General features: G+C 67.5%; 23 protein-coding genes. 12 read left to right on the top strand and 11 right to left on the bottom strand.

Annotated features, from left to right (window positions below):
- Nucleotides 1-3 precede the first annotated feature (3 nt).
- The 5 genes from ACTZWT_RS02320 to ACTZWT_RS02300 are packed head-to-tail and all read right to left on the bottom strand — an operon-like array spanning nucleotide 4 to nucleotide 4,285.
- A complete protein-coding gene (locus tag ACTZWT_RS02320; RefSeq protein ID WP_444768103.1) occupies nucleotides 4-522 on the bottom strand; it encodes a flavin reductase in 519 nt (172 codons plus the stop codon).
- A gap of 8 nt (nucleotides 523-530) precedes the next feature.
- Entirely contained in the window at nucleotides 531-1,289 is a 759-nt protein-coding gene (locus tag ACTZWT_RS02315; RefSeq protein ID WP_444768452.1) for an SDR family NAD(P)-dependent oxidoreductase, read from the bottom strand.
- A gap of 5 nt (nucleotides 1,290-1,294) precedes the next feature.
- Nucleotides 1,295-1,792 carry an aromatic-ring-hydroxylating dioxygenase subunit beta gene (locus ACTZWT_RS02310; protein ID WP_444768102.1) on the bottom strand — a complete coding sequence of 166 codons (498 nt, stop codon included), beginning with the start codon at nucleotides 1,790-1,792 and terminating at the stop codon, nucleotides 1,295-1,297.
- A gap of 14 nt (nucleotides 1,793-1,806) precedes the next feature.
- Nucleotides 1,807-3,078, bottom strand: coding sequence for an aromatic ring-hydroxylating oxygenase subunit alpha (locus tag ACTZWT_RS02305; RefSeq protein ID WP_444768101.1), 1,272 nt, complete (start codon nucleotides 3,076-3,078; stop codon nucleotides 1,807-1,809).
- Nucleotides 3,079-3,124: 46 nt separating this feature from the next.
- A complete protein-coding gene (locus tag ACTZWT_RS02300; RefSeq protein WP_444768100.1) occupies nucleotides 3,125-4,285 on the bottom strand; it encodes an acyl-CoA dehydrogenase family protein in 1,161 nt (386 codons plus the stop codon).
- A 488-nt stretch (nucleotides 4,286-4,773) separates the two neighbouring features.
- Between ACTZWT_RS02300 and ACTZWT_RS02295 the strand changes: the two genes are divergently transcribed.
- The 6 genes from ACTZWT_RS02295 (at nucleotide 4,774) to ACTZWT_RS02270 (ending at nucleotide 12,277) form a co-directional block, all read left to right on the top strand.
- Nucleotides 4,774-5,229, top strand: coding sequence for a MarR family winged helix-turn-helix transcriptional regulator (locus tag ACTZWT_RS02295; RefSeq protein WP_444768099.1), 456 nt, complete (start codon nucleotides 4,774-4,776; stop codon nucleotides 5,227-5,229).
- 314 nt (nucleotides 5,230-5,543) lie between these two features.
- Entirely contained in the window at nucleotides 5,544-6,689 is a 1,146-nt protein-coding gene (locus ACTZWT_RS02290; RefSeq protein WP_444768098.1) for an ABC transporter substrate-binding protein, read from the top strand.
- A gap of 111 nt (nucleotides 6,690-6,800) precedes the next feature.
- On the top strand, nucleotides 6,801-9,665 hold the full coding sequence (locus ACTZWT_RS02285) for an ABC transporter permease subunit (RefSeq protein WP_444768097.1): 2,865 nt from the start codon (nucleotides 6,801-6,803) through the stop codon (nucleotides 9,663-9,665).
- Nucleotides 9,662-10,429: an ABC transporter ATP-binding protein gene (locus ACTZWT_RS02280; protein ID WP_444768096.1), complete on the top strand. Its 768-nt coding sequence runs from the start codon at nucleotides 9,662-9,664 to the stop codon at nucleotides 10,427-10,429. The genes ACTZWT_RS02285 and ACTZWT_RS02280 overlap by 4 nt, the downstream gene beginning before the upstream one ends.
- Nucleotides 10,430-10,488: 59 nt before the next feature.
- Nucleotides 10,489-11,241: a class II aldolase/adducin family protein gene (locus tag ACTZWT_RS02275; protein ID WP_444768095.1), complete on the top strand. Its 753-nt coding sequence runs from the start codon at nucleotides 10,489-10,491 to the stop codon at nucleotides 11,239-11,241.
- A gap of 19 nt (nucleotides 11,242-11,260) precedes the next feature.
- Nucleotides 11,261-12,277 (top strand): ketopantoate reductase family protein, encoded by a 1,017-nt coding sequence (locus ACTZWT_RS02270; RefSeq protein WP_444768094.1) that lies wholly within the window; start codon nucleotides 11,261-11,263, stop codon nucleotides 12,275-12,277.
- A gap of 291 nt (nucleotides 12,278-12,568) precedes the next feature.
- Here the strand turns inward: ACTZWT_RS02270 and ACTZWT_RS02265 are convergent, their stop codons facing one another.
- The 4 genes from ACTZWT_RS02265 to ACTZWT_RS02250 all read right to left on the bottom strand — a co-directional run bounded on the left by ACTZWT_RS02265 (nucleotide 12,569) and on the right by ACTZWT_RS02250 (nucleotide 14,957).
- The gene (locus ACTZWT_RS02265) at nucleotides 12,569-13,267 is read right to left on the bottom strand and encodes a transglutaminase-like domain-containing protein (RefSeq protein WP_444768093.1); all 699 of its coding nucleotides are present in this window, start codon (nucleotides 13,265-13,267) and stop codon (nucleotides 12,569-12,571) included.
- 17 nt (nucleotides 13,268-13,284) lie between these two features.
- Nucleotides 13,285-13,512 (bottom strand): DUF3222 family protein, encoded by a 228-nt coding sequence (locus ACTZWT_RS02260; protein WP_444768092.1) that lies wholly within the window; start codon nucleotides 13,510-13,512, stop codon nucleotides 13,285-13,287.
- A 90-nt stretch (nucleotides 13,513-13,602) separates the two neighbouring features.
- On the bottom strand, nucleotides 13,603-13,860 hold the full coding sequence (locus ACTZWT_RS02255; protein WP_444768091.1) for a hypothetical protein: 258 nt from the start codon (nucleotides 13,858-13,860) through the stop codon (nucleotides 13,603-13,605).
- Between the two features lie 71 nt (nucleotides 13,861-13,931).
- Nucleotides 13,932-14,957, bottom strand: coding sequence for an alpha/beta fold hydrolase (locus ACTZWT_RS02250; RefSeq protein ID WP_444768090.1), 1,026 nt, complete (start codon nucleotides 14,955-14,957; stop codon nucleotides 13,932-13,934).
- Between the two features lie 151 nt (nucleotides 14,958-15,108).
- Between ACTZWT_RS02250 and ACTZWT_RS02245 the strand changes: the two genes are divergently transcribed.
- The 5 genes from ACTZWT_RS02245 to ACTZWT_RS02225 all read left to right on the top strand — a co-directional run bounded on the left by ACTZWT_RS02245 (nucleotide 15,109) and on the right by ACTZWT_RS02225 (nucleotide 19,659).
- Nucleotides 15,109-16,383, top strand: coding sequence for an efflux RND transporter periplasmic adaptor subunit (locus ACTZWT_RS02245; RefSeq protein ID WP_444768089.1), 1,275 nt, complete (start codon nucleotides 15,109-15,111; stop codon nucleotides 16,381-16,383).
- Nucleotides 16,380-17,606, top strand: coding sequence for an ABC transporter permease (locus ACTZWT_RS02240; protein ID WP_444768088.1), 1,227 nt, complete (start codon nucleotides 16,380-16,382; stop codon nucleotides 17,604-17,606). Before ACTZWT_RS02245 ends, ACTZWT_RS02240 begins: the two co-directional genes overlap by 4 nt.
- Nucleotides 17,599-18,279, top strand: a complete 681-nt coding sequence (locus ACTZWT_RS02235) for an ABC transporter ATP-binding protein (RefSeq protein ID WP_444768087.1) — start codon at nucleotides 17,599-17,601, stop codon at nucleotides 18,277-18,279. Before ACTZWT_RS02240 ends, ACTZWT_RS02235 begins: the two co-directional genes overlap by 8 nt.
- Before the next feature lie 239 nt (nucleotides 18,280-18,518).
- Nucleotides 18,519-19,010, top strand: a complete 492-nt coding sequence (locus ACTZWT_RS02230) for a peptidase associated/transthyretin-like domain-containing protein (RefSeq protein WP_322516045.1) — start codon at nucleotides 18,519-18,521, stop codon at nucleotides 19,008-19,010.
- 19 nt (nucleotides 19,011-19,029) lie between these two features.
- Entirely contained in the window at nucleotides 19,030-19,659 is a 630-nt protein-coding gene (locus tag ACTZWT_RS02225; RefSeq protein ID WP_444768086.1) for a ferric reductase-like transmembrane domain-containing protein, read from the top strand.
- 753 nt (nucleotides 19,660-20,412) lie between these two features.
- Here ACTZWT_RS02225 and ACTZWT_RS02220 read toward each other — a convergent pair.
- Nucleotides 20,413-20,787: a translational machinery protein gene (locus ACTZWT_RS02220; protein ID WP_444768085.1), complete on the bottom strand. Its 375-nt coding sequence runs from the start codon at nucleotides 20,785-20,787 to the stop codon at nucleotides 20,413-20,415.
- Between the two features lie 100 nt (nucleotides 20,788-20,887).
- Nucleotides 20,888-22,108, bottom strand: coding sequence for an ABC transporter substrate-binding protein (locus ACTZWT_RS02215; RefSeq protein WP_444768084.1), 1,221 nt, complete (start codon nucleotides 22,106-22,108; stop codon nucleotides 20,888-20,890).
- Between the two features lie 105 nt (nucleotides 22,109-22,213).
- On the opposite strand from ACTZWT_RS02215, the gene ACTZWT_RS02210 reads away from it, so the two are divergent.
- Nucleotides 22,214-22,912 (top strand): urease accessory protein, encoded by a 699-nt coding sequence (locus ACTZWT_RS02210; RefSeq protein WP_444768083.1) that lies wholly within the window; start codon nucleotides 22,214-22,216, stop codon nucleotides 22,910-22,912.
- The last annotated feature ends 74 nt before the right edge of the window (nucleotides 22,913-22,986 follow it).

Below are 22,986 nucleotides of genomic sequence, written 5' to 3'. Positions count from 1 at the left end.
GGATCATTCCGGGTGGCACAGCTCGCGCTGCGCCGGCGCGATGTCGTGATAGGAGCGGTTGAAGTAGATCAGCCCTTCCGGCTGGCCGCCGAGCGCGATCGCGCGGACGCGGCAGAAGAACACGCTGTGGGTGCCGATCTCGGTGATCTGCGCGATCGTGCAGTCGAGGCTCACCACGGCGTCGGCGAGCGCCGGTGCGCCGGTGGTGAGCACCCGCCAATCCGCCCCGGCGAAGCGTTCCTCCACCGGGGTGCCGCCGCGACCGAACAGGGTCGACAATTCCTGGTGCCGGCTCGCCAGCACGTTGACGCACAGCACGCCGTTCTGCGACAGCGCCGCATGGACGTTCGAGCCGCGATTGACGCAGACCAGCAGCGTCGGCGGATCGTCGGTGACGCTGCACACCGCCGAGGCGGTCAGGCCATGCAGCCCCGCCGCGCCGTCGGTGGTGATGATGTTCACGGCTGCGCCGAGCCGGCTCATCGCCTCGCGGAATTCGTCGCGTTCGACCGTGGGCGTCATCGTCGGCCTCATCGCATGAACAGCCCGCCATTGACGTCCCAGGTCGCGCCGGAGACGAAGCCCGAGTCCGGCGAGGCCAGTTGCAGCACCAGCTGGGCGACAAATTTGGGATCGCCGATATCGCCGACCGGAATGTTCGCCTTGAACTCGGCGAAGCGCTCGGCCGGCACCGTCTTGTGCACGATCGGCAGATCGAGCGGCCCGGGCGCGATGGCGTTGACGGTGACGCCGGCCTTGCCGAGATCGCGCGCGAACACCTTGGTCAGCGTGACGATGCCGCCTTTCGACGCCGCGTAGTGCGCGCCGGTGGCGGTGCCGCCGTTCTGGCCGGCGAGCGAGGCCATGTTGACGATGCGGCCGTGGCCGGCATCGCGGAAGTAAGCGCCGAACACCTGGCAGCCGAGAAAGGTGCCGCGCAGATTGACCGCAATCACCGCGTCGAATTCCTCCGGCGAGATCTCCATCACCGGTCGGGCCACGGTGACGGCGGCGTTGTTGACGAGCACCTGCGCGCCGCCCCAGCGCGCCACCAGCGCCGCGAGCGCAGCCTCGAAATCGCTTTTGAGGCGGACGTCGAGCTTCATTGCGACCGCCGATTTGCCGCCCGGGTCGAGCCGCCTGGCGACGGCCTGCGCCGCGGCTTCATCGATGTCGGCGACGGCTGTGCGATAGCCCGCTGCGTGCAGCGCGCCGGCGATGATCTCGCCGAGGCCGCCGCCGCCGCCGGTGACCAGCGCGACCCGACCGCCGCCGCCGCTCGTGTCCATATCCGTCACAGGATGTATCCGATCCCGGACAGCGCCTCGGTCGAGTTGATCAGCCACACCAGCTTCTGCCGGATCTTCAGCCCGGTGTCGCTGCGCACCAGCTGGAAGGTGACGTCGGCGGTGTACATCCGCTCGCGGCCGCGGCGAAATTCGGTGATGATCTGCGCGCAGCGCAGCTCGCAGGACGATTCGTCGGCGCGCAGCATGCGGAAGCGGGACAGCGACCGCACCGTCAGCGCCACCGGCGAGGCCGACACCGACTGGCCGCTCAGCAGCCGCTCGACCCGCTTCTTGCGCATGCCGTGATCGTCATAGGCGTAGTTCAGGCTGTTCTCGAAATCGGTCGTGCCGGGTTCGATCGGCACGATGTAGAGCGCATCGGCGGTCCACTGCGCCAGCCACTCGTCGTAGATGGCGTGGTCGAGCAGATCGGCCTCGTACCAGGCGAATTCCATCGCCTCGGCGAGCGTGATGGTCAGGGAGGTGGTCGGGGGAATCGTCATGGGCATGTTCATGGTCAGACCGTCATCATCCGCTTCCATTGATCATAGGCGGCGCGCATGCCGGTCTCGGCGCTGACGTCGCTGCGGGCGCGGCCGTCGGGCAGGTTCTCTTCCTTCGGAAAACCACGGTTCAGCATGATCCACATCTCGTCGCCGGCCTGCGCGCCGTGCTGGACGCGGTCCCACACCTCGGCGTCGTCGGGGCTACCGAAGCCCATCGGGCCCTGGAAGAATTCGTGCAGCCGGATGCGCGCGCGGTTGGCTGCCGCCGGCCCGCCGTCCATGCCGATCGCGATGTGGCGGATCTCGGTCTCGTTCACAGAGACTGGCTGCAGCACGCGGAAGAACGCCATCGAGCAGGCGAGATTCGGGAACAGATTGATGTTGAAGCCGGAGCCGCCGGCGGCGCGGACGATGCGCCGGATTTCGATGTCAGAATAGCCTTCTGCGGCGAGTTCCCTGGCGAGATCGGCGAACTTCTCCGGGATCGGCGCCTCGAGATTGTCGTCGAGATCGATCAGTTCGGGGATCATCACCATCACGCTGTGGCCGTTGCCGAGATCCTCGACGAAGCCGCCATTGTTCAGCATGTCGAGCTGCTGCTCGGTCTCCTTGTCGACCGCGGTGAGGAAGGATTTGTGCACCAGCGGGAAGTGATAGGCGTCGGTGGTGTTCTCGAGCTGGATCTTCCAGTTGCCGGGAAAGCGGAACTTGTGTTCGCCGAGCACCTTCACCGGAAATCCGCCGCCCTGTTTCATGAACAGGTCGATCCACTTCTTGGCCGGCCCGAGGAAATCGGCGAGCGGCTCGATGTCGTCGCGGAAGGTCGCGAAGATCAGGCCGTTATATTCCTCGACCCGCAGCGACTTCAGCGACAGCTCGTTGCGGTCGAGCGAGGTCTCGCTATAGCCGTTCTCGTAGGGCACGCCGCGCAGCTTGCCGTCGAGCGAATAGCCCCAGCCGTGATACGGGCAGACCAGGCTCGAGGTCTTGCCCTTGCGGACCTCGCACAGCGTCGCGCCGCGATGCCGGCAGCGGTTGAGATGGACGTGGACCTTGCCCTTGCGGTCGCGCACGACGATGACCGGCTCGAGGCCGACCTGCGCCATCTTGAAGTCGCCGTTGTTCGGGATCTCGCTGACATGCGCGACCCAGACCCAGGTGTTGCGGAAGATCTTGGTCATCTCGGCGTCGAAGATCGCCGGATCGGTGTAGAGCGGCGTGCGAACGCGATCCTTGCGGATCAGGTCGTGGGGGTTGGTGGAGAGCTCCGCCAGGCTGGTCATGTGTCTGATCCTTGTCGCTGGGAAATGGTCGGAGAGGGGCGCGGCATCATGGATAGCCGGGGACCGAGGGCAGCCCGAGCAGCACGCGCCCGGCGCTCTGCATCGTGCCCTCGTTGAGGAAGGCGTGCTGCGCGACGACGAAACTGTCGGTCAGCGCCCGCGCCAGCGGATGGCCGTTGTAGATCGAGGTTGTGCCGGTGAGTTCGGTCGCCATCCGCGTCACGTCGGCGCCGGTTTTCGCCGCGTGGCTCGCCGCCAGCCGCAGCACCGTGGTGACTTCGACCGAGGGCTTGTCGCCGGCGCGGACGATGCGCCAGGTCTCTTCGGTGGCGTCGTAGAAGAAGGCGCGGGCGGCGCGCAGATTGGCTTCGGCCTTGGCGATGGCGACCTGCACATAGCCGCGATCGGCGAGCTTCGGCGCGCCGGTGATCGACACCCGGCCGCCGGCCATGTCGATGACCTCGTCGAGCGCGCCGCGGGCGACGCCGAGCCCGACCACCGCGAGCACCTGTGCGGCGAGGCCGAGCGACGGATAGCGATAGATGTCGGCGTCGACCGAAGCGGCGCCGCCGCGGATCAGCGTCCATTCCTCCGGCACGATCACGTCCTTGACGACGAGGTCGTGGCTGCCGGTGCCTTCCAGCCCGATCACGTCCCAGTTGTTGCGGATCTCGACCCGCTCGGCGGGCATCACCGCGACCCGCGGCAATCCGCCGGACGCATCGCCTTCGACCGAGATGCCGACGCCGATCAGCGAGGCGCCCATGCTGCCGCTGCCGAACTTCCAGGTGCCGTTGACGACAAAACCCTCCGGCACGCGCTTGGCCGGCTGCAGCGGGAACAGGCCGCCGGCGAACACCACGTCCGGCCCGTTCGCATAGAGCTTGCGCAGCGTCGGCTCGGGCAGTGCGGCGAGATATGTCGCCGCCGCGCCAAAGCTCGCGACCCAGCCGGTCGAGCCGTCGGCCTGCGCGATCCGCTCGATCATCCGGCAGAACTCGGCCGGGCTCTTCTCGTCGCCGCCGAACATCTTCGCCACCATGGCGCGATAGATGCCGGCCTTGCGCAGCCGCTCGATGATGTCCTGCGAGACGTGCTGCTGTGCGGTGAACTCGCCGCGGCGGGCGCGGATGTCGGCGATCAGCGCATCGAAATCCTCGGGCGAAGCGGCCGGCTTCAGGTGAATCACGCTGGCGAGGTCGTTCATGATGTCCTCTGTGGCGTTGGCGCTGTTGTCCCGCGCTGCGTTTTCGGCCGTTTCTGACGAGCGACCGTCCCGCTACATGCGAAAGCAAATCATGAACTACTCGAACTTTCCAGTGAATTATCTAGCGTCTGCGCATCAATTTCGGGCGGTGCCGTGCTCGCTGCTTGCTCATTCTGCGAACCGGACAGGCAACGGGAACATTGCGCGACGCGGCTTCAGAGGTGCGCAGCGCGTACTACGCGGGCAATTTGTGCGGCGCATTGCATCGATGTCGCCGGCGCCGGATCGAGCGCGGGTCGGGCGCCGCCGGGATCCGTCGCGCCCGCCCGCCGATAGAATTATTGTCAATTCCGCCGGCAGATATTGTCATTTTCCACAATCTCGGGAAGTGTCGCTGCACCAATTGAGTGCGTGCGTCGTGACAAAGGCGGCACGCGCAGCGCGGACGACAGCAGCAGGACGGGCAGATGCACACCAGGAACGACGGCATGAAGCGGAGAATCCGGGCCGATGACAGCCGGTTTCTCTCCAACCGCTCGCCGTTCTTCCACAACGTCCGGATGCTGGCGCGCTATTCGGCGCGGATGAACGCCATCCTCAAGCCGGCCGGCCTCGACGTGCCGAAATGGCGGGTGCTGATGCTGCTGATCGAGGGAAGGCCGCTCACGGTGTCACAGATCGCCGACGAGGCGGTGGTCAACATCTCGACCATGGCCAAGATCATCAACCGGATGACCGACGACGGGCTGGTGACGACCCGGACCTCGAGCGCCGACGCCAGATCCACCGAAGTCTTCATCACCGAACAGGGCGAACGGGTGCTCGACGTCGTCCGCGACAAGGTGAGCTACCTGTTCAAGGAAGCGCTGCGCGGCCTCACCAAGGCCGAGGTGCAGCTCCTCAACACGCTGTCAGTCAAGATTTACGACAACCTGTCGCCGTAGCGCGCGACGGACCTCGCCGCCCTGAAAACACCGGTGTTTCCCGCGCCGCGCGTCGTCGCCCGCCTGCAGCCGCGGGGCGGCGCGCCGTCGCCGCCTGACTGCGAAAGCAGCAAAGCTCTGCGATAATATGTGCAGCGCGCCGTTTTAAGTTGCTTGATTGTTCGCTGGAATATTTCACTAATTGGGCGGTCACTGCAGACCGGAATTAGTCGCTTTAAAAACTCCGCCTGCAGATGCCCGCGCCTGATCCGAGCGGCAGCCGCCGCGACGCCCCGGGCAGCGGCCCCGCAACGACGGATGGGAAGAGGACGATCATGCACAATCTCAAGGCTCTCGTGGCCGCGGCGGTTCTGGCGGCGTCGGCCGGTTCCGCGACCGCCCAGGTCAAGGTCGGCGTCATCGCCTCCTCGACCGGTCCGATCTCGGTGGTCGGGCTGCAGCAGAAGAACACCGTGGCGCTGCTGCCGAAGAAGATCGGCGACGTCACGGTCGACTACATCTACATGGACGACAACAGCGATCCGACCCAGGCGACCAAGAACGTCCAGAAGTTCCTGATCGAGGACAATGTCGACGCCATCATCGGCCCGTCCGGATCGCCGAACGCGATGGCGGTGCTGTCCTTCATCGCCGACGCCAAGACGGTGATGCTGGCGCCGGTCGGCACCACCGCGGTGGTGCTGCCGATGGATGAGAAGAAGAAGTGGGTGTTCAAGACCACCCAGAACGACAATCTGGTGATGGACGCGCTGGTCGCGCACATGAAGACCAACGGCGTCAAGACCGTCGCCTTCATCGGCACCAATGATCCGCTCGGCGCCAATTTCGCCAAGGCCTTCAAATCCGTGATCGAGAAGGAAGGCATCAAGCTGGTCGCCGAGGAGACCTTCAGCCGCGCCGACACCTCGGTCGCCGGCCAGAGCCTGAAGATTCTGTCGGCCGCGCCGGACGCCGTGCTGGTCGGCGCTGCGGGCGCCACCACCGTGCTGCCCGAAGTGACGCTGGTCGACCAGGGCTACAAGGGCAAGATCTATCAGACCCACGGCGCCGCGACGCCGGAGTTCATCAAGCTGGGCGGCAAGAAGGTCGAGGGCACCATTCTGGCGGCGAGCCCGATGCTGGTGCAATCGCAGATCGGCGACGACGTGCCGTCGAAGGCCTCCGGGCAGGCCTATATCGACGCCTACACCAAGATGTACGGCACTGCCCCCGGCACTTTCGGCGCCAATGTCTGGGACGCCGGCCTGCTGCTGGAACGCACGATCCCGATCGCGGCCGCCAAGGCCAAGCCCGGCACGCCGGAGTTCCGGGCGGAACTGCGCGAGGCGCTGGAGAACGTCAAGAATCTCACCGGCGCGCAGGGCGTCTACAACATGACGCCGGCCGATCACTCCGGCTTCGACGCGCGCAGCATCGTCACCGTCACGGTGAAGGACGGCGCCTGGCAATTGCTGAAGTAACAACGCGCCGGCCGCGGCACCTCGCCTCGAGGCGATCCGCGGCCGGCCCCGCTCACGCTCGACCATCCGCACGGCAGATGACGCGACGCCGGCGTCGTCGAAAGGACCTTCGTGAATCTCGTCGTCGCCCTGTTTCTCGCCCAGGATGGCATCGCCAATGGCGTGGTCTACGCGCTGCTGGCGGTGGCCATCGTGGTGCTGTTCTCGGTCACCCGCATCACTTTCGTGCCGCAGGGCGAGTTCGTCTCCTATGGCGCGCTGACTTTCGTCACGCTGCAAGATGGCCAGCGGCCCGGCACGTTCGCGCTGCTCGGCCTCCTGATCGCGCTGCACCTCGTGATCGACATCGCCGCCGGATGGCGCAAGCAGCGGCTTGCGACGCTGCTCGTGTCGAGCCTGCGCAGCGTCGCCGCCGCCCTGATCGTGCTGGCGCTGGCCTATGCCGCGACGAGCTTCGAATTGCCGCTGCTGCTGAAGGCGGTGATCGCGATCGCGGTGATCACCGCTGCCGGCCCGCTGTTGTACCGCATCGTCTATCAGCCGCTGGCCGATGCATCGGTGCTGGTGCTGCTGATCGTCTCGGTGGCGCTGCATTTCGTCATGACCGGGCTCGCGCTGTACATCTTCGGGCCGAGCGGCCAGCGCTCCGCGCCGCTGATCGATTTCACCATGCCGCTGATGGGCGTGCCGATCGCCGGGCAGACGCTGCTGATCCTCGGCGTCACCATCGTCGTCATCGTGGCGCTGTATTTCGCCTCGCAGCACACGCTGTATGGCAAGGCCATGCAGGCGGTGGCGCTGAATCGCACCGGCGCGCGGCTGATGGGAATATCGACGACGCTGGCGGGCCGCACCTCGTTCCTGCTCGCCGCCTTCATCGGCGCGCTGGCCGGCGTGCTGATCTCGCCGACCACCACCATCCTGTACGACACCGGCTTCCTGCTCGGCCTCAAGGGTTTTGTCGGCGCCATTCTCGGCGGCCTCGCGAGCTATCCGATCTCGGCGCTCGGCGCGCTGATGATCGGCCTGTTGGAAAGCTACTCGTCGTTCTTCGCCTCGACCTACAAGGAAGTCATCGTCTTCAGCCTGATCATCCCGATCCTGCTGGTGCAGACGCTGCGCCAGCACCGCATCAAGGAGGACGACGATCACGGCGGCGAGGCGATCCCGGCGCAACTGAACCTGTCGCCGGAGGCGCTGCGCCGCCGCCGGCAGATCAGGACCGGCCTCGGCGCCGCCTTCGTGCTGGCGGTCGCGGCCGCGCCGCTGCTGCTGTCGAATTACGAGATCGCGCTGCTGAACTATGTGGGCCTCGCCGCCATCGTGGTGCTCGGCCTGGTGCTGCTCACCGGCGTCGCCGGGCTCACCTCGTTCGCGCAGGCGGCCTATGTGGGCATCGGCGCCTATATCACCGGCTATGTCTCCTCGGTCTACGGCCTGTCGCCGTGGCTGACGCTGCCGATGGCGCTGGCGGTCGCCTTCGTGCTGGCGCTGTTCGGCTCGCTGATCACGGCGCGGCTGTCGGGGCACTATCTGCCGCTGGCGACGCTGTCGCTGGCGGTGGTCGCCTATTATCTGTTCGCCGCTTTGCCGCAGACCGGCGGACAGGCCGGCATGACCAATATTCCGCCGCTGACCATCTTCGGCATCGCGGTCGTCAGTCCGAAGGCGTGGTATGTCGGGATCTGGGGCGCGCTGCTGCTGCTGCAACTGGCGATGGCCAATCTGCTCGACTCACGCCCGGGCCGCGCCATCCGCGCGCTGAAGTCCGGCACCATCATGGCCGAGAGCCTCGGCGTCGACACCTGGCGGGCGAAGATCGCCGCCTTCGTCATCGCCTGCCTGCTCGCCGCACTCGCCGGCTGGTTCTACGCGCACTACCAGCGCTTCCTCAATCCGTCGCCGTTCTCCTTCAACCAGGGCATCGAATATCTGTTCATGGCGGTGATCGGCGGCGCCGGCTCGATCGGCGGCGCGCTGGTCGGCTCCGGCATCGTGGTGCTCGCCAATCAGTGGCTGCAGACCAACCTGCCGCTGGTGCTCGGCATGCAGGGCGATTTTCAGGTGATCATCTTCGGCGTCGCCGCGATGGCGATGCTGCAATTGCTGCCGCGCGGCATCTGGCCGGCGCTGCTCGACCTGTTCCGGATGCGGCTGCCGAAATCCTGGACGTTTTCCACCGATGCCGCGCCCTTGCCGACGCGTGACAAGCCGGCGCCGGGCGAGACCGTGCTGGCGGTGCGCGGCGTCTGCAAGAATTTCGGCGCGATCGCCGCCAACCGCAACATCAGCCTCGACGCCAAAGCCGGCGAAATCCTCGCGCTGATAGGCCCGAACGGCGCCGGCAAGAGCACGCTGTTCGACCTGATCTCCGGCGTGCAGCGGCCGTCGAGCGGCACGGTGCATTTCCTCGGTCACGAAAGCAGCTACTTCCCGCGCACGCTGTCGCGCGGCGGCATGGGCCGCACCTTTCAGCACGTCCGCATCCTTCCCGAGATGACGGTGGTGGAGAACACCGCGCTCGGCGCCCATGCGCGCGCCGACATCTCGTTCCTGTCGTCCGCGCTGCGGCTCGACCGCGGCAAGGAAGCTATGCTGATCGCCGAGGCACTGCGCCAGCTCGATCGCGTCGGGCTCGAGAGCAGCGCCACCCAGATCGCCGGCAGCCTCTCGCTCGGTCAGCAGCGCGTGCTCGAAATCGCCCGCGCACTCGCCTCCGATCCGTGCCTGCTGCTGCTCGACGAGCCCGCGGCCGGGTTGCGCCATCTCGAAAAGCAGGCGCTGGCGCGATTGCTGAAGCAGCTCAAGGCCGAGGGCATGGCGGTGATCGTCGTCGAGCACGACATGGACTTCGTGATGAACCTCGCCGATCGCATCGTCGTCATGCAGTTCGGCGAGAAGCTCGCCGAGGGCACGCCGTGCGAGATCCAGCGCAACCCGGCCGTGATCGAAGCCTATCTCGGAGGCGCCGAATGAGTGCGACCGCAACCGGCGACCTGCTGCTCGAAGCCGACAACATCGAGATCGGCTACGGACGCGTCAATGTCGTGCACGGCGCCAGCCTCAGCGTGCGGCGCGGCCAGATCATCGCCATCATCGGCCCCAACGGCGCCGGCAAGACCACGCTGCTGAGCGGCCTGATGGGGCTGCTGCCGGTGAAGGGGCGGCTGTCGTTCTTCGGCGAGACGACGCCCGAGCAGCCGACGGTGGAGGCGCTGGTCGGGCGCGGCGTCACGTTGATCCCGGAGACCCGCGAATTGTTCGGGCCGATGAGCGTCGAGGACAATCTGCGGCTCGGCGGCTTCGCGCGCTATCAGCAGGGCCATCGCGACGCCGAGGCCGGCCTCGCCGAAGTCTACGCGCTGATGCCGCGGCTGCAGGAGCGCAAGCGACAGGCGGCCAAGACGCTGTCCGGCGGCGAACGCCAGATGCTGGCGATGGGCCGCGCGCTGATGTCGAAGCCGCAACTGCTGCTGCTCGATGAGCCGAGCCTCGGGCTGGCGCCGCTGATCACCCGCGACATCCTGCGCACGGTGGCGAGCCTGCGTGACCGCGGCATGTCGTGTCTGTTGGTCGAGCAGAACGCCAAGGCGGCGCTGCGCATCGCCGACTACGCCTATGTGATGGAATCCGGCGCCTTCGTGCTGGAGGGCCCGGCCGCCGAGATCGCCGCCAATCCGGACGTCATCGCCAGCTATCTCGGCGTGCGCTCCGCCGCCGCGGCGGAGAGCCACGCCTGAACCGCGGCCGACCGGAGCACGCCCCGGCGGGTCATTTCACAGCAGAGGAGCATCCGCTCATGAACCTTCATGCCTCGATGGATCATATGACAGAGGCCCAGCTCCGCACCGAGCTGGCGCTGTGCTATCGCCTGATCGACTTCTTCGGCTGGACCGAAATGATCTTCAACCACGTCTCGGTGCGGCTGCCGGGCGCGGAGAAGCGCTATCTCGTCAATCCGTTCGGCCTCAACTACAACGAGGTGACGCCGGACAGTCTGCTCACCGTCGACGTCTCCGGCGAGCTGATCGGGACGTCCAACTACAGGCCGAACCCGGCGGGCTTCGCGCTGCACGGCGCGATTCATTCGGCGCGCGAGGATCTGCACTGCGTGCTGCACGCCCACACCACGCCGATGTCGGCGGTGGCGCAGAAGCAGGGCGGCCTCAGCCACGACAGTTTCTACGGCGCGCAGCTGACCGGCCGGGTCGGCTACCACACCTTCGAGGGCATCACGCTGTATGACGACGAGCGCGAGCGGATGCTGGCCAGCCTCGGCCAGGGCGACGTGCTGATCCTGCGCAATCACGGCGTCGCGGTCGGCGCGCCGGATATTCCGCGCGCCTTCATGCTGCTGTGGACGGTGCAGCGCGCCTGCGAGATCCAGTGCGCCGCGGGCGCGATCCCCGGTCCCGACACCCCGCTGCCGGACCATGTCCGTCAGCAATGCGTCGACAATTCGAAAGACCTGATCGCCGAGAGCGCCTTCGCCCGGCTGTTCTTCGACGGCGCCGTGCGCCGGATGATCAAGGCGCAGGGGCCGGCGTTCTGACGCGGGCGTTTTGAACGCCATGAGCGGCAGCGCGCAAGGCACGGGCGCCATCGGGGCATCGGTGGCGCCCGTTCGTCGTTTGAATGTCTGCGTGGTCGGCGCCGGCGCGATCGGCACGGCGCTGGCAGGGCGATTGCACGCCGCAGGCAACGACGTCGCGGTGCTGGCGCGCGGGGCGCGACGGGACTTCATCGCCAGCCACGGCCTGTCGCTGACCGACGACAGACTCGATCTGTCGTTCCGGCCGGCGCTGGCGGAGCTCGGCGAGCTCGCCGGCCATGATCTGGTGATCGTCGCGGTGAAGGCCGGCGCGCTGCCGGCGCTGCTGCCGCAACTCGCCGCCGCGATGCGGCCCGACGCGCTGCTGATGCCGGCGATCAACGGCCTGCCGTGGTGGTACGGGCTCGGCGAAGACGGGCCGCTGGCGGACCGGCCGATCGATGCGGTCGATCCCGGCGGCGCGCTGCTGCCGCTGTTTGCGCCGCAGCGGCTGATCGGCTGCGTGGTCTACAGCCGGGTCACGATGCTGGGCAGTGGCCACGTCATCGTCAGCGGCCGTCAGGATCTGCAGATCGGCGCCGTCGGCGGCGCTCCGCCGTTGGCGCAGATCGCCGCGCGCTTCACCGCGGCCGGCATCGCGGTGTCGGTCGAGCCCGACATCCGCCGGGCGATGTGGCGCAAGCTGATCCGCAACGCCGCCACCAACGTCGTCTCCGCGCTCACCGGCGCGACGCTGGAGCAGATGGGACGCGACGACGGCGCCGTCCGCGTGATCACCGAGATCGCGCTGGAAGTCTCCGGCCTCGCGGCGCGCCTCGGTCGCACGGTCGATCCGCAGGTCGAGGAGCTGATCGCGGTGCTGCGCACCGCCGGCCCGTTCGCCACCTCGATGCTGCAGGACGTCCGCAACGGCCGCGAACCGGAGCTCGGCGCCATCGCGCAGGCGCCGCTCGAACTCGCCGACCGGATCGGCCATCCGATGCCGACGCTGCGCAGCGTCGCCGCGCTGCTGGAGCTGGCGGTGCGGGTGAGGTGAGCTGACAACAGGCACGGCCTCATGGTGAGGAGGCGCGAAGCGCCGTCTCGAACCATGCGCCTCCAGCGCTGCGTCGCCCATCCTTCGAGACGCCCGGCTTCGCCGGGCTCCTCAGAGTCCGACCGAGAATGCCGGCCGATGAAATCAGGCACTTTCGTTTCAACTCGTCATGCCCGGCCTTGTGCCGGGCATCCACGCATCGGCGCTCGCGTCGAAAACAAGGCGTGGATGGCCGGGACGAGCCCGGCCATGACGGTGCTGGTTGCGACGTGAACGAATCGACGAAACGCGCTACGCCTTCGCGCGCTCGCGCTCCGCTTCCTGCTCCATGTCGCCGCGCACGCCGCCTTCGCGGGCGAGGTGCGGATAATGCGCGAACATTTCGGCCTGCAGGAATTTCACCGGCACGTCGAAATAGGCACCGTGGTCGCGGACGTATTCCATGAAGCGGGCGTCTTTGGTGTCGAATGCCTGCATCACTGAATCGGTGCGGCCGTCGAAATCCAGCGGCGCGACGCCGAGCTTCTGGCACAGCGTGAGATTGAACGTCGGCGACGCCTTGACCCAGCGGCCGGCGTTCCAGCATTCGGTGTAGCCGTGCCAGGCGAACAAATCGGTGCCCATCGATTTGGTCAGGTTCTCGGTCGCCAGATGGTTGCGCACATCGGCGAAGCGGACCCGCGCAGGAATGCCGGAGGCGCGGCACAGCGCCGCGAACGCCGCCGCCTTGCCGACGCAATAGCCGCGCTGCGCGCGCAGCACGCTGGAGCCGCGGAACACTTCGGCGCTTCTGAAATCGACGTAGGGGTCGTAGCGGACGCCGTCGCGCACCGCCAGATACAGCGCGCGCAGCTTGTCGTCCGGCGTCGCCGCCCCCGCGGTCGCTTGCGCCGCCAGCGCCCGCACCTCGGGATGGTCGCTGTCGACGAATTCCGCCGGCGCGAGGCAGACCGCGCGCTCGGAGCCCTCGATGTCGCTGTCGTCCGCCATGAGCCGCCGCCTCGCCGTCAGACGCTGTGCAGCCGCGGCCTTGCCGACAGGATGCGCTGTGCGATCACCACCGGGCAGTCGGGGGCGTGCTTGATCTCGTCGCCGGTCTTCAGCCACGGCACCGAGGCGCCGCACAGCTTGCACTGGTTGTGCGCGCCGCCGTCCTCTTCGGAAACGATTTCGATCGCCGTCTTGACGAGCGCGGCCGCGATCTTGCGGGTCTCTTCGGGGCTGATGTCGATCATGGCTTCAATCCGGTGCGGACGTTCGGTCGGCTTCGGCGCGAGTGTGCCGCCGTTCCGGCGCCGTTGCAATCGAACGGCGCGTCGGCTGCGTCAATAGCACGGATACCGGCGGCCATCCTGGCCCCGATAGGCGGCGGCGCCCTGCTTGCACAGCGCCCGCAACGGGCCGTCATAGGTGGCGAAGCGCTCGCCCGGCCACACCGGAGGCCCGTAATTGTGGGTGTAGAGCGAACCTTCGACGTGGTGATGGTGATGGTGGTGGTGGCGATGCTTGTGCCCGGCCGCGGCCGGCGCGGCGGCGGCAACCGACACCAGCGCGACGGCGCAGATCAGCTTGACGAGGGTCATCGGAAATCTCCTGCTTGCCGGCAATGAACGCGATCCAACCCCATCGGGTTTCATCGCTGACCTGGCCGATGTCAAGCGCGTTGCGGCGCGGCTCCGGCCTGCAGCGGGCGTTCCACCGCGCGCAGCGTGGTCTGGCCGCCGGCGCAGCCCGCCAGCCGCTCGATTTCGGCCGCGATCACCTCGGCATGGGCGTGGTGCGCCATATGCCCGGCGCCGGCGATGCGGACCAGCCGCGCCCCCGGCAGCGCATCCGCCAGCGCCTCGGCGTGGATCCGCGGCGGCACCACCGGATCGGCGCTGCCGGCGACGATCACGGTCGGCACCCGGACGGCCCCGTAGCGCGGCACGTGGTCGGTCAACTGGTCGCGCAGCCCGGAATATTCCTGCAGGCTGCCGGAGAACCGCTTCGCCATCAGCGCCAGCCCGAGCCGGCTGCGGTCGACATAGTCCGGCGGCGGCGTTTCCGGCCGGAAGATCCGGCTCGCGACGCGGTCCGTCATCGCCATGAACATCGGCGGCAGCACCGTGTAGTTGATCGACGGCTTCATCAGCACGTCGAACACGCGCTGGACCCAGCGGATGCCCTGCGGCCGCGGATGGGTGGTCGGGTTGATCACCACCAGGCCCTGCACGGTGTCGGGATTGTCGAGCGCGTAGCGCAGCGCGATCAGGCCGCCGAATGAATGCCCGACCACGATCAGCGGCCCGGCCACGCCGAGCTCGCGCAGCACCTCGCGGATCAGCGTCACCTGGTAGGCGGGCGACGCCAGCGGGCCGAAGCCGGGCGCGCTGTAGCCCTGTCCCGGGCGGTCCGGAATGATCACCCGCAGCTTGCGCGACAGCCGCTCGCCGAGCGCCATCCGCATGTCCTCGCTGCAGAGGTTGGCGCCATGCACCAGCAGCACCGTCGGCAGCGGCCGGTCGGAGGGCTGCGCGGCGGGCAGATCGAGCACGTGCATCCGCACGCCGTTGGCGGTGACGAACACGCCGCGCGGCGGGAATCGCGCCTCCAGCTTGCGCGCGATCGAGCAGGACAGCCATCCGGAGCCGAACAACAGCGCGGCGGCGATCAGTACCAGCACAATAGCGGCAATCATTCGGATCCCTTCGCCCGCTCAGGAACGGCGGACAAGGTCCGCGACGACAACGGAAATTTGATCATGCCCGGGGGCCGCCGCAATTGATCTTCCGCAATAGGGCACCGAGGCTCGCGGGTTACGGCTCGATCAGCTCATCCGATGGGTTCTCATGCTGCACAAAGTCGATCAGCCGGACGATCTGACGCTGCCGCCGCGGCCGCCTGTGATCATCCGCTGGGCGGGCGCGATCTGGCGCCACAAATGGCCGGTGCTCGGCATCGGGCTGGTGCTGATCGCGGCCGGGCTCGGGCTGGGGCGGCTGCTGCTCGGCCCGCAGGTCGCCGCCGTCGTGGTCGAACGTGGCAATCTGGTCCAGAGCGTGGTGGCTTCCGGCCATATCGAGACGCCGTACCGGGTCGAGATCGGCAGCCAGATCACCGGCACCGTCGCGGACGTGCTGGTGCGCGAGGGCGAGGAGGTTCGCGAAGGCCAGAAGCTGATCTCGATCGAGGCCAGCGAGCTCGAGGCCGCGGTGGTGCAGGCCGAGGGCGCGGTGGCGCAGGCCGAGGCGCGGGTGCGCCAGTTGCGCGAACTGACCAAGCCGGCCGCCGACCAGTCGCTGCAGCAGGCGCAGGCCAATCTGCTCAACGCCGAGGCCGCCTATCAGCGCGCCTCCAAGCTCGCCGCCTCCGGCTATGGCACCAAGGCTGTGCTCGACGAGGCGACCAAGAATCTCGACGTCGCCCGCACCCAGGTCCGCACCGCCGAACTGCAGGTCTACACCTCGAGCCCGGTCGGCAGCGACTATGTGATGGCCGAGACCCAGCTCGGCCAGGCCCGCGCCACGCTCAACACCACCCGGGCCCGGCTCGGCTATGCCAGCATCACCGCGCCGCGCGACGGCGTGCTGATCACCCGCAAGGTCGAGCGCGGCAGCGTGGTGCAGCCCGGCAAGGCGCTTTTGGTGCTGGCGCCGGCCGGCGACAGCCAGATCGTGGTGCAGATCGATGAGAAGAATCTCGGCCAGCTCGCGCTCGGCCAGCACGCGCTGGCGTCCGCCGACGCCTATCCGGACAAGCGCTTTTCGGCGCGGCTCAGCTACATCAATCCGTCGGTCGACATCAACCGCGCCTCGGTCGAGATCAAGCTCGCGGTGACCGATCCGCCGCATTATCTGCGCCAGGACATGACGGTGTCGGTCGACATCGCCACCGCGCGCCGCGACAATGCGGTGATCGTGCCGGCGCGGGCGGTCAACGACGCGACGACGGCGCCCTATGTGCTGAAGGCCGAGAACGGCCGCGCCATCCGGCGGCCGGTCAAGCTCGGCCTGCGCGGCGTCGGCGCCTACGAAGTGATCGAGGGTCTCGCGCCGGGCGACCGGGTGATCCCGCTCACCACCGGCGTCAAGCCCGGCGATCGCATCCGCGTGGTCGTGCCGTGAAACGCTGGCTGCCGTTCGAGTGGATCGCCGCGGTGCGCTTCCTGCTCGACGGCGCGACGCAGACGCTGGTGATCGTCGGCGGCATCGCGATCGGCGTCGGCGTCATCGTCTTCATGTCGGCGATGCTGGCCGGGCTGCAGGCGAATTTCATCAAGCGCGTGCTGACCTCGCAGCCGCAGATCCAGCTGATCCCGCCGGATCAGGTGGCGCGGCCGCTGCGCGACGAACCCGGCACGGTCGAGCTCGCGACGGTGCAGCGCCCGACCCAGCGGGTGATCTCGATCGACCAGTGGCCGAAGATCCGCGCCGAGATGCAGGCGCGGCCGGACGTGGTGTACGCGGCCGCCACCGCGTCGGGCTCCGCACTGGCGCTGCGCGGCGACACCAGCCGGGCGATCACGCTGTACGGCATCGAGCCGGAGATCTATTTCCAGATCGTCAAGGTACCGGATTTCATCATCGCCGGCGAAGCGCAGACCACCACGGAAGGCATCCTGATCGGCGTCGAGCTGGCGCGCGATCTCGGCGCCTCGCTCGGCGACAAGATCATCGTCTCGACATCGCTCGCCGGCAATCGCGTCCTCACCATCAAGGGCATCTTCGATTTCGGCAACAAGGCCGCCAACCAGCGCAACACCTTCGTGACGCTGCGCAACGCCCAGAGCATGCTGGGCCTGATCGGCGGCATCACCTCGATCGACATCACCGTGGCCGACATCTACGCCGCCGAGACCGCCGCGCAGGAAATTCAGGCAACGCTTCCGGTGAAGGCCGAGAGCTGGATCAAGACCAACGCGCAGTTCTTCACCGCGGTGAAGGCGCAGCAGAATTCCAACACGCTGATCCGGCTGTTCGTCGGCCTGTCGGTGGCGTTCGGCATCGCCGCGGTGCTGATCGTCTCGGTGATCCAGCGCTCCAAGGACATCGGCATCCTGCGCGCGATGGGCACGCGACGGGGACAGATCCTCCGGGTGTTCCTGATTCAGGGCGGGCTGCTCGGCTTCGTCGGCGCGCTGATCGGCTCCGGCCTCGGCGCGCTGGCGCTGTTCGTGTGGCATCAGTCGGCGCGCCAGGTCGACGGCAGCGAGCTGTTTCCGCTGATCCTCGATTCCGAACTGTTCATCGCGTCGTCGCTGCTGGCGACGCTCACCGGCGTCGCGGCGGCGATCGCGCCCGCGCTGCGTGCGGCGCGGCTCGATCCGGTGGTGGCGATCCGTGGCTGAAGTCCTGCGCCTCGACGGCATCCGCAAGTCCTACAATGTCGGCACCCCGGTCGAGACCGAGGTGCTTCACGGCATCGACCTCAGCCTGCAGGCGCGGGATTTCCTGGCGCTGATGGGGCCGTCGGGATCGGGCAAGTCGACCCTGCTCAATATCATCGGGCTGCTCGACAGGCCGACCGCGGGCAAGCTGACGATCGACGGCGAGGACACCGGCCTGCTCGGCGACGGCGCGCTGACGCAGCTCCGCGGCCGCGCGATCGGCTTCGTGTTTCAGTATCACTATCTGATCTCGGCCTTCACCGCGCGCGAGAACGTGATGATGCCGATGCTGGTCGATCGCGGCCGTCCCGATACGGCGATGGAGCGCCGCGCCGACGAACTGCTCGACCGCGTCGGCCTCAGCCGCTGGCGCAACAACAGCGCCAGCAACATGTCGGGCGGCCAGCAGCAGCGCGTCGCCATCGCCCGCGCGCTGGCGATGGACCCCGACCTCGTGCTCGCCGACGAGCCGACCGGCAATCTCGACACCAAATCCGCCGACGACGTGTTTGCCCTGATGCGCGAGATCAACCGCGAGCGCGGCACCACATTTCTGCTCGTCACCCACAATGACGATCTCGCCAGACGCTGCGACAGCATCGTCCAGGTGGTCGACGGACGGATTGCGGGGTAGGGCAGTTAGTCCAGCGTCGAGCAGGCGGGGCGAGCCCTGCTGCATTGCGCCGCAGCCGCGAGACATCGGTGGTCGGTCGATCTTGTCGCAACGCTGCTCCCGTTCACAACTCTTTTATTGCGACTCCGCGGTGCCGCTCGCCGCTCTGGCTGGTATTCGAGAGCGTCGTCGCTAAGTTCAGGAGACAGGTTCGGTGCTGTTCCATCGCAGCAGCGTTACAGTCCCCAGGAGGAATCAACATGAGCACGGTCGTTCTCAATCGCCGCAAGCTGCTCGTCGCCAGCGGTTCCTTCCTGGCAGCCGGCCTGTCGTCCGGGCTGTTGCTACCTGCCCGCGCGGAAGGCCTCGCACCGACTCCGTCGATGTCGGGCGGGGCCAACAATTATCGCAAGGGTGCTCCGATCGTCGATCGGATCGGCGGGGGTGGATTCTGGATGAGAGGGACCGTTCGCCGTGCAGGTGACGGCGCTCCGCTCGCCGGGCAGCGGATCCAGATCTGGGCGCATACGGTCGAAGGGCAGGAGCACGAGCAGCGCAGTCACGGCGCCACGCTCACCGACAAGAACGGCGAGTTCCGTCTCGAGATGCCGCAGATCATTCCGGTGTTCGGCCAGCCGCACGGGCACCTCGCTTATGACAGCGACGAATTCAAGACCGTGTTCCTGCGTCCGGTCATGCGCAGCGCAAAAAACACCAGCCTGGAAGCGCACTTCGTCCTTCAGCCGGTCTGACTGAATTGGAGACAAAGGCATGAATCGGGTCCGGGCGGCCCTGGTCTGGGCAGCCCTCGCGGCCGCCATCGGCGTGCCGATCGCCGCCGCGGCCATGAGCCCTTTGCTCAATTGGCGCGGTCCAGTCTACATCGTGGCCGGGTTCGCGGGGATCGTCGCGCTCGGTCTCGTCCTGGTTCAGCCTTTGCTGATCGGTGGCTACCTGCCCGGACTGTCGGCCTTGCGCGCGCGGCGTGCGCATCGCTGGATCGGCGGCACGCTGGTGGCCGCCGTGCTGATCCACGTCGGCGGTCTGTGGTACACCAGCCCGCCGGAAATGATCGACGCGCTGACATTCACCTCGCCGACGCCGTTCTCGCCGTGGGGCGTGGTCGCGATGTGGGCGATCTTTGCGGTCGCGCTGCTCGCGGGCGTCCGCCGACGATTGGGCCTCGGGCCGCGACAGTGGCGGATCGCCCACATGCTGCTCGCCGTGGTGATCGTCGTCGGCAGCGTCGTGCACGGCATGCTGATCGAGGGGACGATGGAAATCATGTCGAAGGCGGCGCTCTGCGCGCTGGTCGTCGCGGCGGCCGCAACCGTCATGGTCGACTTGCGGGTGTGGAGAAAGCGAGCCGGCTGGCGCGAACAGAACCCGGCGCCACGGTAAGCGGACCGAGCCGCCGCGCGATCCGTTGGCCGATGCCGCGCCCTTGACAATAATCCTACTATGATTATAGTCCGCGTTGTCCTGTCCGTGAGGGGCGCTTCGCGAGGCGTCGTACAAGCGGGACAGATCGACGGGTTGGGAAACCAGCCCCGATGATAGTTCGGCAATGCCGGCTCGGCCGGTGGAGTCGGACGGACGCGGCGTCCTGCGCGTCGTGCCTCGCAAGCACGCGTCCGGGAGGCAGAGGTCACCGTCCGCCGCTACTACGAGCGGCTGCCGCTTTCGTGGCTGGACGGGCGCAGCAAGGCCGGGGAGATCCCGCACCGCTGTGCTCCCGGAAGAACGGTCCCGATGCCCAAAATCGCCGCGGTGGGCGCGCCGACGAGGCGTTGCGCGATGGTCCGCAAAGCCATCGCGACACTCACCACCTTTGCGCCTTTCGGCGCGCCCCCACCCCTCGCTGTGAAGCGACGGGTGCAAACCTCGGACGCTTCGGCGCCGCGAGAGCGAATGGCCGTGGCTGTTTGATAAGTGAAGATGCCAGCGGGTGCAGGTCCTCAGCTCGCGCGCCGTCATCCTGAGGTGCGAGCGTAGCGAGCCTCGAAGGATGAGCCGCACGCACGGTCCACGTCTCCGCATCTTTCGAGGCTCGCCCTCTCGGGCGAGCGCCCCAGGATGACGATGCTTGAGATTGCCGCGCCGGCAGCGCCGCCTCGCGCCATGCGCGCGAGGCGATGCGTGGAAGGGCGGCGCCTACTTCGTCTGCGGCGTCACGCGGTCTTCGGCCTTGAAGTACTTGCGGGCGTGGGCGACGATCTGGCCGTCGGTCGGATGGTCGACGGTCTCGACCGCGGCGATCTTCGCCTTCAGCGCGGGATTGTGCTGCTCGATATACTTCACCAATTCGGTCTTGGTGTGCGCGGGGCCGATCACCAGAATGGCGCCGGCGTCCGCAATCGCGTCCATCGCCGCCTTCAGGTAATGCGGATCCTCCGGCTTGTGATGGATCTGCTTGGCGGGATGATCAGGATGAACCACCGTGCGCTCGACGTCCTCCGGATTGAAATGGAAGACGCGGGCTTCCTTGTGGTCGATCCAGATCACGGCGTGGAAGTGGTGGGTCGTCATGAGGCGGAATCCTTTCAGGCGCGCGCCGGACGGCCCGGCACGCTTCCTGCGACCTTAGCCGCGGAGCGGAACCCGCAGCATGCGCTCGATCAAATCCCGCCTATTTCTTGATCAGCGGGCAGGCCGGATCGGGCGGGCCGAACGCCTCGTCGCCGGAAATGCGCGTCAGGATCTTGTAATAATCCCACGGATATTTCGACTCCTCGGGACTCTTGACCTGGACCAGCATCAGATCGTGCACCATCAGCCCATCCTCGCGAAGCCGGCCGTTGCGGGAGAAGAAATCCTCGACCGGCTTCTCGCGCATCTTCGCCGCGACTTTCAGCGGCTCGTCGGTGCCGGCGTTCTTGATCGCCTGCAGATAGTGCATGGTCGAGGAATACACGCCGGCCTGCCACATCGTCGGCATCCGGTTCATCTTGGCGAAATAGCGCTTCGACCATTCGCGGGTCTTGTCGTCCATGTCCCAATAGAACGACGTCGTCAGCAACAGGCCCTGCGCGGCCGGCAGGCCGAGCGAATGGATGTCGGTGATCAGCGCCAGCAGCGCCGCCATCTGCTGGCCGCCCTTGAACACGCCGAACTCGGCGCCGGTCTTGATTGCATTGATGTTGTTCGGCGGGCCGCCGGCGATGCCGATGATCTTCGCCTTCGAGGCCTGCGCCTGCAGCACGAAGGACGACAGGTCCGGCGTCGCGAAAGGCGGCCGCACCGCGCCCAGCACCTTGCCGCCGCTCTTCGTCACGACGGCAGCCGCGTCGCGCTCCAGCGACTGGCCGAAGGCGTAGTCGTCGGTGATGAAGAACCAGCTGTCGCCGCCGCGCTTGACCACTTCCTGCGCGGTGCCGACCGCGAGCGCCCTTGTGTCGAACACCCATTGCATCGCGTAAGGCGAGCAGAACTTGCCGTGGAAATCCGCGGCGCCGGTCGAATGGGTGATGAACATCCGCTTCTTCTCGCCCGCGATGTTCTGCACCGCGAGGCCGACGGCGGAGACCGGCACGTCGACGATCAGGTCGACCTGCTCGACGTCGTACCAGCGCCGCGCCAGCGCGGCGCCGATGTCCGGCTTGAGCTGGTGATCGCCAACGATGACGCTGATCGGCTTGCCGAGCACGCTGCCGCCGAAATCCTCGACCGCCATCTGCGCGGCGGTGACCGATCCCTGGCCGGTCGGCGTCGAGGCCGGACCGTTCATATCGGTCAGCACGCCGATCTTGACGATGTCGTCCGAAATTTGTGGCGAGGCCTGCGCGAATGCGGCCGACGGCGACAGCCATGCAGCCGTCATCATCGCTGCCGCCAATGGCTTGGCGAACATGCTGGTTTCTCCCTTGTTACGGCTCTGCGGCCGTGTTGTGATCGCGAACTTACACCATTCCGACGCGGCTGCAATTTGCCGGCGCAACGTGACGAACCGGGGACGATGTTCGCAATTCTGGGGTTGGGGTTCCTGCTGGGAATGCAGCATGCGCTGGAAGTGGATCACATCGCGGCTGTCTCGACGATCGCGGCGCGGCGCAGCGGCGTGCGCGACATCGTCAAGCACGGACTGACCTGGGGCCTGGGCCACACGCTGACGCTGTTCCTGTTCGCCGGCGTCGCCATCATGCTCGGGCAGGCGATCCCGGAGCACATCGCGACGCCGTTGGAAGGCGCGGTCGGGTTCATGCTGGTCGGGCTCGGCGGTCATCTGCTGTGGCGGCTGTGGCGGGACCGCGTCCACGCCCATGTGCATCAGCACGGCGACGGCACCCGCCACATCCATCTGCACAGCCACGCCGCGCAGCGCGCGGCCCACGATGCGCCGGGCGCCCACAGCCACGCGCACGGCTTTCGCTGGCGCACGCTGCTGGTCGGGCTGATGCACGGCATGGCCGGCTCCGCGGCGCTGCTGGTGCTCGCGGTTTCGCAGGCGCCGAGCCCGACGCAGGGGCTGCTTTACGTGGCGCTGTTCGGCGTCGGCTCGATGGTCGGCATGGGCGCGCTGTCGGCGGCGATCGCGGTGCCGCTGGTGATGTCGGCGCGCGGGCTCACCGCGGTCAATCGCGGGCTGCAGATCGCGGTCGGCGTGCTGACCATCGCCATCGGGCTGCACACGATCCAGTCGACGCTGTTGTCCTGAGCGTCGTCGCGGCGACAGCCCGCCGAAACGATGCTATGCGGTCGGCCGGAGTCAACAACGCCGGAAGAGTTGCG

It is taken from the genome of Rhodopseudomonas sp. NSM, from assembly GCF_052445935.1.
Classification (GTDB): domain Bacteria; phylum Pseudomonadota; class Alphaproteobacteria; order Rhizobiales; family Xanthobacteraceae; genus Rhodopseudomonas.
This window is presented reverse-complemented; position numbering and strand designations above follow the sequence as displayed.

Bases quoted from the DNA above. Each gene is read 5' to 3' on its own strand.
- ACTZWT_RS02300 (WP_444768100.1), bottom strand. From the start codon at position 4,285: ATGAACGACCTCGCCAGCGTGATTCACCTGAAGCCGGCCGCTTCGCCC.
- ACTZWT_RS02295 (WP_444768099.1), top strand. From the start codon at position 4,774: ATGAAGCGGAGAATCCGGGCCGATGACAGCCGGTTTCTCTCCAACCGC.
- ACTZWT_RS02210 (WP_444768083.1), top strand. From the start codon at position 22,214: ATGTTCGCAATTCTGGGGTTGGGGTTCCTGCTGGGAATGCAGCATGCG.
- ACTZWT_RS02290 (WP_444768098.1), top strand. From the start codon at position 5,544: ATGCACAATCTCAAGGCTCTCGTGGCCGCGGCGGTTCTGGCGGCGTCG.
- ACTZWT_RS02260 (WP_444768092.1), bottom strand. From the start codon at position 13,512: ATGATCGACATCAGCCCCGAAGAGACCCGCAAGATCGCGGCCGCGCTC.
- ACTZWT_RS02310 (WP_444768102.1), bottom strand. From the start codon at position 1,792: ATGACGATTCCCCCGACCACCTCCCTGACCATCACGCTCGCCGAGGCG.
- ACTZWT_RS02215 (WP_444768084.1), bottom strand. From the start codon at position 22,108: ATGTTCGCCAAGCCATTGGCGGCAGCGATGATGACGGCTGCATGGCTG.
- ACTZWT_RS02270 (WP_444768094.1), top strand. From the start codon at position 11,261: ATGAGCGGCAGCGCGCAAGGCACGGGCGCCATCGGGGCATCGGTGGCG.
- ACTZWT_RS02225 (WP_444768086.1), top strand. From the start codon at position 19,030: ATGAATCGGGTCCGGGCGGCCCTGGTCTGGGCAGCCCTCGCGGCCGCC.
- ACTZWT_RS02265 (WP_444768093.1), bottom strand. From the start codon at position 13,267: ATGGCGGACGACAGCGACATCGAGGGCTCCGAGCGCGCGGTCTGCCTC.
- ACTZWT_RS02305 (WP_444768101.1), bottom strand. From the start codon at position 3,078: ATGACCAGCCTGGCGGAGCTCTCCACCAACCCCCACGACCTGATCCGC.
- ACTZWT_RS02255 (WP_444768091.1), bottom strand. From the start codon at position 13,860: ATGACCCTCGTCAAGCTGATCTGCGCCGTCGCGCTGGTGTCGGTTGCC.
- ACTZWT_RS02280 (WP_444768096.1), top strand. From the start codon at position 9,662: ATGAGTGCGACCGCAACCGGCGACCTGCTGCTCGAAGCCGACAACATC.
- ACTZWT_RS02245 (WP_444768089.1), top strand. From the start codon at position 15,109: ATGCTGCACAAAGTCGATCAGCCGGACGATCTGACGCTGCCGCCGCGG.
- ACTZWT_RS02315 (WP_444768452.1), bottom strand. From the start codon at position 1,289: ATGGACACGAGCGGCGGCGGCGGTCGGGTCGCGCTGGTCACCGGCGGC.
- ACTZWT_RS02275 (WP_444768095.1), top strand. From the start codon at position 10,489: ATGAACCTTCATGCCTCGATGGATCATATGACAGAGGCCCAGCTCCGC.
- ACTZWT_RS02230 (WP_322516045.1), top strand. From the start codon at position 18,519: ATGAGCACGGTCGTTCTCAATCGCCGCAAGCTGCTCGTCGCCAGCGGT.
- ACTZWT_RS02220 (WP_444768085.1), bottom strand. From the start codon at position 20,787: ATGACGACCCACCACTTCCACGCCGTGATCTGGATCGACCACAAGGAA.
- ACTZWT_RS02320 (WP_444768103.1), bottom strand. From the start codon at position 522: ATGACGCCCACGGTCGAACGCGACGAATTCCGCGAGGCGATGAGCCGG.
- ACTZWT_RS02250 (WP_444768090.1), bottom strand. From the start codon at position 14,957: ATGATTGCCGCTATTGTGCTGGTACTGATCGCCGCCGCGCTGTTGTTC.